The organism is Sporosarcina limicola, assembly GCF_014873855.1.
Lineage (GTDB): Bacteria > Bacillota > Bacilli > Bacillales_A > Planococcaceae > Sporosarcina > Sporosarcina limicola.
Genome location: NZ_JADBEL010000004.1, coordinates 18,545 through 32,347, shown reverse-complemented (window position 1 = coordinate 32,347; position 13,803 = coordinate 18,545). Strand labels below are relative to the sequence as shown.

Sequence of the window (13,803 nt, the reverse complement as noted above, 5' to 3'; positions counted from 1 at the left end):
TTCTCACAAAGGAGGATGAATGAAATGTCAATTGAATATTCTCTTTATTATCTGAACACCTTAATTGAAACTAGCTCTGATGCAATTACGATTGTTAACGCATTAGGAGAAGTAGAGTATTGGAGTACACAAGCTGAGAAAATGTATGGTATACCGCTTGCAGCTATTAAAAAGAACAAGATAAGTAGTTTTTTTAAAAAAGAGGATCTGAAATTATTAGAGATACTAGAAACTAAAAAACCTGTTTTTAATGTCTATCACCAACCCAGAGAGGATAAGCACGTATTAATAAGTTCATCCCCCATTTTTGATGATCAGGGACATTTAATTGGAGCCATTTCGATAGATCAAGACATAACAAATGTTGTGAAATTAAACGAGAAGTTATCTTTAACCACAACAGAATTGCAGAAAATTAAGCAGCAATATAACTTACAAGAGCAAATGGGACCTTTATCTGAAATTAAAGGAAGTAGTGTGGCCATACAGACTGCAAAAGAATTAGCGCTTAAGGTTGCTAAGACGGATGCTACAGTTCTAATCCAAGGAGAAAGTGGTGTAGGTAAGGAATTGTTTGCACAAGGCGTACATGAAGCAAGTTTAAGAAAGAACCAACCTTTTATACCTATTAACTGTGGCGCAATTCCTGAAGCCCTTTTTGAAAGTGAGTTCTTTGGCTATGAAAAAGGATCTTTTACGGGGGCTAGTAAGGATGGAAAAGCCGGGAAAGTAGAAATGGCAAACGGGGGCACTTTATTTCTAGATGAAATTGGTATGTTGCCTCTTGATATGCAGGTAAAACTATTAAGAGTCTTGCAAGAGAGAGAGGTTTATCGTATTGGTGGGAACGCTTCAATAAAAGTGAATAGTCGAATCGTTGCAGCGACGAATAGCAATTTAGAAGATATGATCAAAAAGGGGCTGTTTCGCGAAGATTTATATTATCGATTAAATGTTGTGACTTTGAAAATCCCACCACTCCGAGAAAGAATTGAGGATATTCCGATTCTGGTCAATAAATTCATTCAAGAGTATTCCGCAAAATATCATAAAGAGATACCTACTCTGTTGAATAGTGCTATAGAGATGTTTACGAGCTACCAGTGGCCTGGTAACATCAGAGAATTAAGAAATATTGTAGAACGAATGATTATATTCATCGATAAATCTATTATTAATGCAGAGGATATTATGAATATATTTCCTGTTATTAATCGAAATATAGACAAAGAAGGATTAGCACAAGAGAAAGCACAATTGGAATATGATAGAATTAAGGAAGTGCTTATAGAGACATATGGAAATAAGAGTGCCGCAGCAAAAAAATTAGGGATTTCAAGGGTGAGTCTTTATAATAAAATAAAACAATATAACATTAAAGTTTAAATTAACAAGAATTCCACTATCTAAACTGGAGGGAACTGATGAAGTATAAAAAAGAACCACACTCTACTGCGCAGTCATAATGCTCGACTAACGCATGTCAAGGTGGCTCTTCCTTTAAAAAACGTAAACAATCTTAGTTAAACTTTTTTCACCTTAAATGTACCAATCATTAATAGCGCTAAGCCTAACATCAAAAACATAAACAGAACTGAGGGAATATAGTTCATGAAAAAGATTGCAAATGCCAAGGTGCAACCCGCTGCCGGGATTGGGAGACCTTGAAAACTTCCTGTAAAAGTAGTAACGTTAAAGCGTGCCAAACGGATGGCACCACATAAAACATATAGCACAGTAAAGAAGAGGCCCACCACGGAGTACTCGTAGAGCACATTGGTATAGATTAAGATAGCGGGTGCAACCCCGAATGATATGAGATCCGCCAAGGAATCCAATTGTTTACCAAAATCAGACGTTACATTAAGACTCCTAGCAACTTTACCATCATACATATCGAAAATCGCTGCTAAAAAAATCAAGACAATCGCTAGTTGGACATGCCCTTTCGTTACAAATATGAGAGCTAAAAATCCGGAACTTAAGTTTAATATTGTAAGAATATTAGCAGACTGATTTAAAATCGATTTCCTTGTATCATTAACGCGATTAGTTGAAAGCATTTATTTCCACTCCTATTTTTTTATCAATTCTTCATCAAAAGGGCTTTAGCTATTCTAATTATACTACTAAATCATATATTGGGGTTGTTTTTTTGCGGAAAATATTTTTAAAGTCATTAGTTGAATTAACGGGCCATCGAATTTCTTCGAATATATTAAAGAAATTCACCGCTTCCCGCTTGAGCAGGACTATGAATAAATCTTTTGTCAAAGTATATAAGGTAAATATTGAAGAGATGGAAAAACCTCTTCAAGAATATAGTAGTCTACAGGCTTTATTCACAAGGAAATTGAAAGAAGGCAGTCGCCCTATAGATCAATCAGCCAACGCGGTTGTCAGTCCGATAGATGGTGTGCTATCGGACTTCGGTAAAGTTTCAGAACAGGATACCTTCGTAGTGAAGGGCCAAGAATATAATATTAAAGCTATGTTTGGTAAGAAAGATACAGAAAAAGTCTTTCAAAATGGTTGGTTCTTTATTTTTTATCTATCACCTACAGATTATCATCGGATTCATAGCCCGATTGATGGATTAATCGAAGATCAATGGTCTTGTGGCGGAAAGTCATACCCGGTAAATGATTTAGGCATGAAATACGGAAACAAGCCATTATCAACCAATTACCGTCTTATCTCGTTGTTAACTGCTGAAAAAGGTAAAGTTGCCATCATAAAAGTAGGAGCTCTCAATATCAATAGCATCCACCCTACACATGAACACGCTACAATAAAACAAGGTAGTGAGATGGGATACTTTTCATTCGGCTCAACAGTCGTATTATTCATTGGGCAGGGTGATTTCAAAATTGAAGAATCACTTACGTCTGAAATGAAAATTAACTATGGCCAAAAAATCGGTTCTTTTTAACACGAACTACTAACTTATAGGACGTGGAACAAATAAATTCGTTCCACGTCCTATTAATAATCAAAAATAAAAGTCATAGTTAAGAAAGAATTAAGAAAAATCATCTATGTTATTTAAGATGTGTGAGTTAGACTTAGTACTATATTAATAATTTTTAATGAGGTGGGACGATTTGCAAATATTAAAGTTTTTAAAAGAGTATATTAAGCATCCCAGAAATACCGGCGCAGTTGCAGCAAGTACCCCACGTCTAGCTAGAGGTATGGTGAGTGGGATTGATTTTGATACCGCTACTTGTATTGTTGAAATAGGACCTGGTATGGGCTCCTTTACACGAGAAATTATGAAGAGAAAAAAGCCAAATACATTTCTCTTATTAATAGAAATTAATGAAGTTTTTTATACTATTTTAAAAAAACAGTATAAAGACAATCCAAGTGTACAAGTAGTGAATGGCTCTGCTGAAAACATTGAAAAGTATTTACTAGCATCAAATTTTAATGCGATTGATTATTGTATTTCCGGCTTACCATTTGCTTCGTTGCCCAAGGAAGTATCTACGAAGATACTAAATAGCGTTATGGAATTATTAAAGCCAAATGGTAAGTTCGTCACATTTCAATATTCCCTTGTTAAATTATCTTTTATAAAAAAACATTTTTCAGAAATATCAGTAGAAAAGGTTTGGTTTAATCTTCCGCCCGCCTATGTACTTTCTTGCAGCAATGAAATGGTTGTACAATAAGTGGATTTCAATGACTTATTACCTTATATAGAAAGTTATGGTTACATCGCATTATTTTTTTGCTTATGGTTGGGCATTGTTGGCGCGCCTATTCCAGATGAAATCGTAGTTATGAGCGGTGGATTCGTCTCATCGCTCGACATACTTCAAATTATACCTGCATTTGTAGTCACGTATTTAGGGGTTGTAAGTGGACTGTCCTTAGGGTATGTCCTTGGTAAGTTATTCGGCACCAAAATCCTCAATAAGTTAATAAGAAAGAAAAAGAATAAGTACTTCGAAGCCTCTCGAAAATTGATTTTGAAATATGGTAATCGCGCATTAATCTTCAGTTATTTCTTTCCCGTTGTAAGGCATATTGTTCCGTATATTGTAGGAATTAATGGCATGCCTTTTAAAACATATGCTCTCTATTCGTATACTGCAGGGTTCTTTTGGACATTGTTATATTTTATTCTTGGTATATTTTTTGGACAACATATGAAGGTTATCGCGGCGTTCGCAACGAAATATGGAATTGTCGCAGCTATTATCATTGTTATACTGTTAATAATTTTATACTTCTATCGAAAATGGAAGACCAAGTTATTATTAAAAGATGAATAAAAGACTAGCTCCCCTCGGATACGAAAACAGCCTCCAATACCTAATTGGAGGCTGTTTTTTGAATAGCCGTTAATACGCCTTAGGTTACCAGCCTATGAACGCACCGATGGCTTGCAAATTGTCCCCGACCAAGTTACCAGCCCAGTCGAAGAATCTCCAGGGTACCAATCCTAGAGTGGAAAAATGGCTTACAAATTACCTTAACTCAGCTTGTAAAGCAACTTTCTTTTTTGCATCTAAATACAATTCATTCACCTTATCCCAATTCACTGTATTCCACCAATTGGTTACGAATTCAGAGCGTCGGTTTTGATACTTCAAATAATATGCATGCTCCCATACGTCGATTACAAGTAAGGGCGTTTTCCCTTCCATCAAAGGCGTATCTTGGTTCGCTGTGCTTATGACCGAAAGCTCATTCCCATCCATCACTAACCAGCCGTATCCACTGCCAAATTTTGAAATTGCAGCTTGTGAAAGTTCATTTTGAAAATTATCGAACGTTCTAAAATGATGATTAATCGCTTTTTCAATATCCGCTCCGGGCTCACCGCCGCCTTTCGGACTCATTACTTCCCAAAAAAGACTGTGACTAAAATGTCCGCCACCGTGGTTTCTGACAGCTGTTTGAATTTCTTTTGGCAAAGTAGTTAAGTTACTTAGCAAGTATTCAAGCGACTTCCCCTTTAACTCATCTTGCCCATCTAAAGCCTTATTTAGATTGTTGACATACGTTCCATGGTGCTTTCCATGATGGATCTCTAATGTCCGTGCATCAATGAAAGGCTCTAATTCATCATAATCATACTGCAGTTTAGGCAATGTAAATGTAGACAAATTCCCACTCCTTTTCTTTTTCATTTAAAAAGTTTCCCTAAGGAAACTTTTTATCTATCTTTAATTTATAACAAAATGAATTAGAAGTCAACTATATAGTTTAACTAATGAATCTTACTAACAACGCTCAGCGCTTGGGAAGGATTGAACTACAATATTCCTCGGGGATGCCTTCGCTGGAGATACGGGGATATCATAAGTTCAACATATATAGTTGAAAAAATTGGGGGTCTTCACATTAGAAACTCAAAATCAAAAAATACCCCTGCGTCACAATGACATAGGGGGTTTACGCGAAGAACGATTTCTCTTTTCAATCCACAAGGCCGTAATAAGAATAATGATCAACAGTGCCAGCTGTGGAAGTATTGTTTCCCATGTCGGGTAAAAACCAATCAAGTTGACAATTGGCAAACTGTATAGTTGTGTTGTACTGAAATAATTTGTTAACTGAAGTGCGTGTATGCTGACACCTAAGATTTTGAAAGCTAAAAAATAAATCAATAGTGTCGCAATTTTAAAGAAAGGACCCACTGATATTTTTGTACTGTACCGGATAAACAAAAAGGCAACTATGATTAAAATCACAACAGCCACCGCAATACCCGAGAGAAGTTTCCCTGTACTCATCGAAGGAGCCATCCCCATATAGAAGATGATTGTTTCCGCACCTTCTCTGAAAATGGATAAGAAACTGATAAACGCCATTGAAACGATACTGCCTGTTGAAAGGGCACTCCCCAATTGTTTTTGAATATATCTATTCCACGCCTGCATATTGGATTTTTGATGTAGCCACACGCCGACACCAATCATCATCACAACTGCTATGATTCCAGTCATACCTTCAATCACTTCACGATTTGCGCCTGCTGTTGCAGTTGAAAAAAGGTTATTCATCAATAGAGCAGCTATAATACTCATAATGACTCCGGCGAAAGCACCCAACCAAATCCATTTTTGTTGGTCTGTAGCATTCGCTTTTCGTAAAAAGGCAATCAATGCCGTCACAATAAGTAACGCTTCTAACCCTTCCCGAAGCATAACAAGCGCTGCATCCCACATTGTGTAGCTCGTCTTTTTCTGTAAAAGTTCAATCGACTTCTTATATTCATTGATTTTCGTTAGTTGTTCCTCTACATTCACACCAGTAGAAGAGAGCTTTCCGGCAATAATGGGAATATCATTTTCTAGCTTCGTATATAAACCCCCATTCCTTGTCCGTACTTCACCTTCAACAGATGGCCACACTGTTAGAAATTCCTGCAATACTGGAACCGCATCGATTGGCTGTTTCTTCTTAATGGCCAACTCTGCATGTTCCAATAAATCGACTAACGTCTGCAATGAATGATCTTGACTTTCAACTTGTAATTCCTTACCCGAAACAAATTCACCGACTGCACCCGATAACGCAGCGTAGATCGTTTGGATTTGTCCGAATTCTTTCTCATCCTTCGTTAATGCAATGCGTAAAAAGCCCGTTTGTGTTTCAATTTTCCCGTAGTAAGCAATGCTTTGCTCCCGAACGATGCTTTCTTTTCGGTTCCACATCGCTAAGAACTTTTTATACTGCGCCTGTACTTCTTCTACATTCTCCGCTTCGATAGCTACTTGTAAATCCACTAAAATCGGCGTTAATGCCAACCTTAATTCATTACGCAACGCCTCTTCATCGACTGGATTCTGTTCCTTTTCAAAAGCAACAAGTGCATGCGATACGTCAGATAAAGCAGCAAGCATCAACTCTTTATCATGCTTCCCCATGTTTTTGTTCATCTGTTTCAACATTTGTGTCACATTTTTTGCCTCTACACTTTTTGACTGATCAATTTGTTTCCAGTCCTCATTCAATTGAGCAACTAGTTCCTCAACAGCTACCCAATCATCTGCCTTTGTTTTCATCATCGCGTCGCCAACGGAAATGAAAAGTTCGCGATAATCTTCCTCAGCTTGTGCAAATTGCATTGGAGATAATACATAAAGTAGTAGACAAAAAAGTAGTAGCGTTTTTTTCATCGAACCTGCTCTCCTTAGTCAAACAATTCTGCACCGAGATAGCTTCCTTTTGTCACCCCTGGAAAACAAGCAAACAATGCGCTGCCGCGATGCGTGATGTATTCATTCAATTTGTCGTTACGACCTAAACTATTTTGAATGTTGATAAACTGCTTCGGATGTTTTTGAAATGAAAGAAATAGCAAGCCCGCGTCAAATGCGCCCGTATTCGGGTTAATGCCATCTGAATAGGAGAACGAACGCCTCAACATACGATCCTTCACTTGTAAGGCTAAAAAGACATGGGATGTATCAGGAACGACTCGCCCACCACTCTCTTTACGATCGAGTTCCATATCCTCAAATTCATCCATTTTCCCCAGAGGAGCCCCGCTATCACGATGCCGCCCAAATGTTTCTTCCTGCCCACTTAGAGCCGTGCGATCCCATGTTTCCAAATGCATTTGAATGCGCCTAACGGCTAGATAGGTGCCATCTATCATCCAATTCTTAGACTCACTAGGTTGCACCCAAACGACTTCCTTCATATCCTTCGAACTTTCCACATTTACATTTCCTGTACCGTCTTTAAATGCAAATAAATTTCGTGGCGTTCGCTTTTCCTTATGTTTCATCTCATATGAATTGAATCCTGCTTGTGACCAATGCATCGTCACTTTTCCTCTCCCTGAACGAACTAAGTTGCGGATTGCATGAAAGGCAACTTGCGGATCATCCGCACATGCTTGAATACAAATATCGCCACCGACATAATGGGCGTCTAGTTGATCTTTCGGAAAGTGAGGAAGATCCTTCAACTCGGTTGGCTTCATACTTTGTAAGCCGAGCGCTTTATTTTCAAACAGACTTGGTCCAACACCAAATGTCAGTGTGAGATGGGAAGCATTGAGTCCTACCGCTTCCCCTGTATCTACTGGAGGAAGCAATGTATTTGACTTCGCTTGTTCAATCAATCGACCGTTCATCAATTCTGCGCTTTGCTTCGTCCATAGTTGAAATAATTCTTTCAACTCTTTTTTCGACTTCGCAACACAGGTAAGGGATACAAAGTAAACATGTTCAGGTCCCTTTGTTGCGATACCCGATTGATGTTTCCCGTAAAATTTGATTTTATTCTCAACGGTTTCATCATCATCTTCAAATGGATTCATACCAAAAGCCGACAATACACCTGTCATCCCTGAAGCACCGATAATGGCACCTACTGTTCCGATTCCGGTAAGTTTTAATAGTTTACGACGCGATATCTTTTTCTGAAATACCGATTTTTCTTCTTGTTCACTCATTCATCTCACTCCACAACGATTGCCATTTGGCTTAATGGTTCCCCTAAATGATCGACTGCTTCTGACAATGCTTTCGTATCTTCTTTTGTTAATACTTCATAAGATACATAGCCGCCCTTACCATCTTCATGTTTTGCCAATAAATCATTCAACGAGGCAAAACTTTCTTCCAAGGTTGTTACAAGAGCAGCATCTTTTTCTTGCAAGTTCGCTTTGAATAGCTTGAAAATCTCCTCTGCTCCTTCGACATTCGCTTTAAAGTCATATAAGTCTGTATGCGAATAGATTTCCTCTTCGCCTGTAATTTTAGATGTAGATACTTCATTTAATAAATCCACTGCCCCTACAATCATTAAATCTGGCGTAACAGTAACTGTTTCCACTTTCGCACGTAATTCTTTAACGTCTTTCATCAATTGGTCTGCAACTTCTTCATAGCCTTCTGTTTTTCCTTCGACCCAAAGACCATACTCAATTTTATGATAACCGGACCATTCTTCTTCCCCTTGGCCTTCTTCTTTAATATCGGCTAAACGTGCATCAATTCGAGGATCTAAATCGCCGAAGCTTTCCGCAATCGGTTCTGATCTTTCAAAATACATACGTGCTGGCGCATAGAGCTCTTTCGCCTTTTCAACTTCTCCAGCTTTTACTGCTTCAACAAATGCCTCTGTTGCAATTACAAACTGATCAAGTTGATCAATTGCAAATGCTTTATAAGCAGCTACTTCAGTATCTAGTGTACTAGCTTGACTAACCTCTTTCTTTATCGGCTTCTCTGTTGCAGTCGTTCCGCAACCAACTAATAATCCACTCGTTAACAATAAGACCCCTGTAACTTGCATCATTTTCTTCATTAATGACTCCCCTAACATCTAAAAGTTTTCCATCTCTATTATCAATGATAATCATTCTCAAATTTGGTGTCAATGCTATTTTCTTGAGATTCACTAATTCTGTAATATCGCGTTAACATTCCGTTCACTTTGTGGGTTTATTATTTAGCTATAAAGAAAAACAGGAGGATTACTAATGACTATTGCATGGAAAGAAATGAAGAAGAGTAAAACGAAATTCGTGATTCTAGGATCGATTATCTTCCTAGTTAGTTTTTTAACATTTATCATTTCTGGATTATCGAACGGGCTATCTCAAGATAATGCAGCGCTTATAAAGGATCTACCAGCGGGACAATTTTACATGAGCTCCGATGCGAATGAAACCTATAATCTATCTAGAATAAATGAAACTGTACAAAAAAACGAATTAAAAAAACAGAAGGACGCTACCGCTTTCTCAATTCAAATGGGTTTTGTAAACGATGCGGGAGACAAACAACATAGCGTCGCTTTCGTCACTTCGACTGATTCAAAATTATTTGAAAAGGTCGGTCAAGGTGAAGTAGTCTTAGATCGTTCGTTAGAAGAGGAAGGTATTAAAGTCGGGGATACATTGACAAACAATCAGTTTAGTGGCGAGTTTAAAGTCAAAGGCTTTGTAGATCAGAAGAAATATAGCCATGCGCCTGTTGCCTATGTCAATGTTGAAAATTACAAAGAAATTTACCGTGTCAATGAAATGCAATTGCTGTTCATTCCTGGACAAGCTAAGGCGCAAGCCATTACAGGGCTACAAAGTTTTTCCAACAAACAATTTCTCAATGCAATTCCAAGTTATAATGCCGAACAGATGTCGCTCAATATGATTGTTTGGTTTCTAGTCGTCATTAGTGGAATGTTGTTTGCGATATTCTTCTATATGATGAACGTACAAAAGATAGGTTTGTATGGAATCCTGAAAGCAATTGGGGTTAAGACAAGTTCCTTATTCGTCATGATGTGGTCACAAATGCTATTCATCACCGTGATTGCCCTTGGGCTATCTATTGCACTCAGTCAGGGCTTCACTATGATTGCCCCTAAAGGAATGCCTTTCAGCTTAACTGTTGAAACGACCCTTCAACTTTCAGTTATATTTATAATCATCGGATTTTTAGGCGCCACACTTTCAGGTCTCCAAATTAAAAAAGTCGAACCATTACAAGCGATTCAACAAGGAGAGGTTTAATATGACAATTTTCACGATTGATGAAGTCAAAAAAACATTCACCAATGGAGAAGTGGAAGAACAAGTATTAAAAGGTGTCAATCTTGCCCTCCAAGAAGGTGAAGTTACAGCGCTAGTAGGCGCTTCCGGTTCAGGTAAGAGTACAATCCTTACAATCGCCGCAGGGCTTCAACGCGCTACAGAAGGAGATATCCTCTTCGAAGGGAAAAGTCTAACCAAAATGAGCCAAGAACAAATTCGTAAAATCCGAGCAAGTGAATTCGGCTTTGTCTTTCAATCCGCTCATCTCGTTCCCTTCTTAACAGTAGAAGAACAACTACTGCTGATGCTGAATGTTTCAGAATCAAAAATGAAAAAACGTGAACAGAAAGAAGAAGTAGAGAAAATACTCAAATTGGTTGAAATGAATCATCGGAAAGATGCCTACCCCGCTTCTTTGTCAGGTGGCGAGAAGCAACGAGTAGCCATCGCCCGTGCGATTATCCATAAGCCTAAGATGTTATTTGCAGACGAACCTACTGCAAGTCTTGATTCTAAACGCTCAAAAGACGTCATGACACTTATCCGCGATTTGACAAAAACATTGAACATCACAACATTAATGGTGACCCATGATGAAGAAATGCTTCCATACGCGGATCATATTATCACAATGAGGGACGGTTTAATCGTATAGCATGAAAAATGCAGGGTAGCCAGTCGATTTATGACTGGCTGCCCTGCATTTTTCTTTAGAATATACGTAGTACAAACAACCTCAACGAACTTTCATCGAAATATACTTTGTTTCAACAAAAGCTTCAAGGCCCTCCATACCTCCTTCACGCCCAATGCCACTTTCTTTCATACCACCAAATGGCGCTTGGGCGGAAGATGGAGAACCATCATTCCAACCCACAATTCCAAAATCGAGACCTTCCGAAATTGCCGTTCCACGTGACATACTGTCCGTGAATAAATAAGCAGCAAGACCAAAGCGTGTGTTATTCGCATAGCGGATTGCTTCATCATCTTCATCAAAAACCATAATCGGTGCAACGGGACCAAATGTTTCTTCCTTCATGACGAGCATATCGTGATTCGCATTAAGTAGAACAGTTGGCTGATAGAAATACGCATCATTGTCCGTATTTCCACTTCCACCAATGAGTATTTCTGCACCTTTTTCAACTGCATCTTGAACATGCTCATCCACTTTTTCATAGCCCTCTTTATCAATAAGCGGCCCGATCATAACGTCTTTATCTAGTCCGTTCCCTACTTTTAACTTCGCAACAGCCTCTTTTAATTTCGTTGAAAACGCATCCACAATCGCACGATGGACGTAAATTCGGTTTCCACAGACGCAGGTTTGACCAGCGTTTCTGAATTTCGATGCCATGACACCTTGCACTGCCAAATCGAGATTGGCGTCGTCCAAAATGATAATTGGCGCATGTCCCCCAAGCTCTAACGACAAATTCAACATATTGTCTGCACATTGTTTCATAAGCTCTTTTCCAATTTCCGTTGATCCTGTAAATGTTAGTTTTCGTACATCCGGATGACTTGTGAAGGCGGCGCCGATTTCTCTGGCGCTTCCGGTGACTAGATTGATAACACCTTTAGGAAACCCAGCTTCTTCCGCAAGTTCATACATTCGTACAGCCGTCAATGGCGTATTTTTTGCTGGTTTTGCAACAAACGTACAGCCAACTGCTAATGCCGGCGCCATCTTGCGTGCCATCATTGCCGCCGGAAAATTCCAAGGCGTTATGGATACGACAACACCAACCGGTTGCTTATTAACTTGAATGCGTTTATCTTCATGACTTGCCGGAATGGTGCGGCCATACAAACGCTTCGCTTCTTCCGCAAACCATGAAATAAATGACGCAGAGTATTCGATTTCTCCAATTGCTTCGTGCAAGGGTTTTCCCATCTCTTTCGTAAGGATTACTGCCACTTCTTCTTTATGTTCAAGTAAAAGGTCATGCCATTTCATAAGAAGTTCGGATCGTTCGTATACTGTTTTCTTTGACCAACTTGAAAATGCTTTAGCGGCTGCATCGATTGCGGCCTTTGCCTCTTCTTTCCCACCATTCGGAACCGTTCCTACTCGTTCTCCTGTAGCTGGGTTCATAACGTCTATCAGTTTATCTCCACTATCCAACCATTTCCCGTCAATATAATGCATGCCCTTCATCTTTGTTCCTCCCCTAAGCTTGTTCTATTTGGCTTTATATGTATACCCATTACACTATGACCAAATAGGTAGCTCTTTATTCGATTTCTTCTACAACGGATCGTAGGGCTTTTACTGCTGATTGATTCGCGTTTAATGGAAGCCCACAGCCAGGTGCTAAAATAAAGGGACGATTTCGCATCGCATCGATCGCATGCAGCCCTTGGGAAGTGACCTCCTCTTTGTTATCACTAACAAATAAGGTTTCATCTACTCCCCCCATAGCAACTTTGTTTCCAATCCATTGGCTAGAATCTGCTAATGAAGTACTTCCTTCCGAACGATCAGCCCAATGAATCGCACTGATTGGATAATGTACAAAGCGTTCGGGATGTGCATCTGGTCCGCAAGTGTGAAGGATTACCGACGCTGGATTTGATGCTTCAAGCACCTGTAAATCATATGGACGAGCAAATTTGTCATACTCTTCGACCGTTAAGTAACCATCGCGGGCTAACCCCATGACCGAATAGAAAAATCCATCCGCTCCGACCTTTTGGGCTTCTTGTACATAATTCCCCAAGGTTAGAGAAATTTGTTGTAATGCCCGATGAACCTGTTCAGGGTAATTGGCCATTAATGCGGGTAACGGACTTGCGGAGCGAATCGCCGGTCGGTTTGAGGCAAGCGTTCGATTCCCGCATAAATATTCTAGAACCGTTAATGGTGAGAATAAAGTTTGCATTATCGGGATGTCTTTCCCCAAGCCTTCACGGGTCAATCGGATTGCCTCTAATTGTTCTTGCAATGGGCTACAATCCATTCCACGTTCCTTGATGTGCTCAAGATCTGCCGAATCATGGATGGTAAACGTTTTAACTTTAGGTACCATTCCCTCGTAATTGCCGAAATCATACGTATTACCCCAAATTTCCGCATAATACGTAGCACGAGGATTAATTTTGACGAAATCCCAGTCAAATTCTGTTTGAAATTCGATCATCGCCTCAGCTAGAGCTCCAGCCTCCTGTTCACGATCAATAAAATGGCGCCATGCCGAAACGGGTGGACGATCTGCTGGTTCTCCCGCAAAAACGGCCTCTAAACGTTGTTTCTTGTCCCAATTAGTCATTCAATACTCCTCCTT

13 protein-coding genes are annotated in these 13,803 nt (G+C 39.3%); 6 read left to right on the top strand and 7 right to left on the bottom strand.

The features are described from left to right. Positions 1-24 precede the first annotated feature (24 nt). Positions 25-1,386, top strand: a complete 1,362-nt coding sequence (locus H4683_RS05035) for a sigma-54 interaction domain-containing protein (RefSeq protein WP_420826541.1) — start codon at positions 25-27, stop codon at positions 1,384-1,386. Positions 1,387-1,523: 137 nt separating this feature from the next. On the opposite strand, the gene pssA is transcribed toward H4683_RS05035, so the two are convergent. Continuing rightward, complete coding sequence (gene pssA / locus H4683_RS05030) at positions 1,524-2,063, bottom strand: CDP-diacylglycerol--serine O-phosphatidyltransferase (RefSeq protein WP_192597749.1); 540 nt, start codon at positions 2,061-2,063, stop codon at positions 1,524-1,526. Positions 2,064-2,155: 92 nt separating this feature from the next. On the opposite strand from pssA, the gene H4683_RS05025 reads away from it, so the two are divergent. From H4683_RS05025 to H4683_RS05015, 3 genes are all read left to right on the top strand, one after another. Next, positions 2,156-2,932 carry a phosphatidylserine decarboxylase gene (locus H4683_RS05025; RefSeq protein WP_225941893.1) on the top strand — a complete coding sequence of 259 codons (777 nt, stop codon included), beginning with the start codon at positions 2,156-2,158 and terminating at the stop codon, positions 2,930-2,932. A 172-nt stretch (positions 2,933-3,104) separates the two neighbouring features. Then, positions 3,105-3,677 (top strand): class I SAM-dependent methyltransferase, encoded by a 573-nt coding sequence (locus tag H4683_RS05020; protein ID WP_192597748.1) that lies wholly within the window; start codon positions 3,105-3,107, stop codon positions 3,675-3,677. Next, complete coding sequence (locus tag H4683_RS05015) at positions 3,678-4,283, top strand: VTT domain-containing protein (RefSeq protein ID WP_192597747.1); 606 nt, start codon at positions 3,678-3,680, stop codon at positions 4,281-4,283. A 195-nt stretch (positions 4,284-4,478) separates the two neighbouring features. On the opposite strand, the gene H4683_RS05010 is transcribed toward H4683_RS05015, so the two are convergent. The 4 genes from H4683_RS05010 to efeO form a co-directional block, all read right to left on the bottom strand. Further along, complete coding sequence (locus H4683_RS05010) at positions 4,479-5,120, bottom strand: superoxide dismutase (RefSeq protein ID WP_192597746.1); 642 nt, start codon at positions 5,118-5,120, stop codon at positions 4,479-4,481. Positions 5,121-5,390: 270 nt separating this feature from the next. Continuing rightward, positions 5,391-7,139 (bottom strand): FTR1 family iron permease, encoded by a 1,749-nt coding sequence (locus H4683_RS05005; protein ID WP_192597745.1) that lies wholly within the window; start codon positions 7,137-7,139, stop codon positions 5,391-5,393. Between the two features lie 14 nt (positions 7,140-7,153). Continuing rightward, positions 7,154-8,425: an iron uptake transporter deferrochelatase/peroxidase subunit gene (gene efeB, locus H4683_RS05000; RefSeq protein ID WP_192597744.1), complete on the bottom strand. Its 1,272-nt coding sequence runs from the start codon at positions 8,423-8,425 to the stop codon at positions 7,154-7,156. A 5-nt stretch (positions 8,426-8,430) separates the two neighbouring features. Next, complete coding sequence (efeO, locus tag H4683_RS04995; protein ID WP_225941892.1) at positions 8,431-9,282, bottom strand: iron uptake system protein EfeO; 852 nt, start codon at positions 9,280-9,282, stop codon at positions 8,431-8,433. Between the two features lie 175 nt (positions 9,283-9,457). Between efeO and H4683_RS04990 the strand changes: the two genes are divergently transcribed. Beyond that, positions 9,458-10,492: an ABC transporter permease gene (locus H4683_RS04990; RefSeq protein WP_192597743.1), complete on the top strand. Its 1,035-nt coding sequence runs from the start codon at positions 9,458-9,460 to the stop codon at positions 10,490-10,492. Between the two features lies 1 nt (position 10,493). Then, on the top strand, positions 10,494-11,168 hold the full coding sequence (locus H4683_RS04985; RefSeq protein WP_192597742.1) for an ABC transporter ATP-binding protein: 675 nt from the start codon (positions 10,494-10,496) through the stop codon (positions 11,166-11,168). Between the two features lie 81 nt (positions 11,169-11,249). Here the strand turns inward: H4683_RS04985 and H4683_RS04980 are convergent, their stop codons facing one another. Both H4683_RS04980 and H4683_RS04975 read right to left on the bottom strand, forming a co-directional pair. Next, the gene (locus H4683_RS04980; protein WP_192597741.1) at positions 11,250-12,677 is read right to left on the bottom strand and encodes an NAD-dependent succinate-semialdehyde dehydrogenase; all 1,428 of its coding nucleotides are present in this window, start codon (positions 12,675-12,677) and stop codon (positions 11,250-11,252) included. 76 nt (positions 12,678-12,753) lie between these two features. Continuing rightward, a complete protein-coding gene (locus tag H4683_RS04975) occupies positions 12,754-13,788 on the bottom strand; it encodes a uroporphyrinogen decarboxylase family protein (protein WP_192597740.1) in 1,035 nt (344 codons plus the stop codon). Positions 13,789-13,803 lie beyond the last annotated feature (15 nt).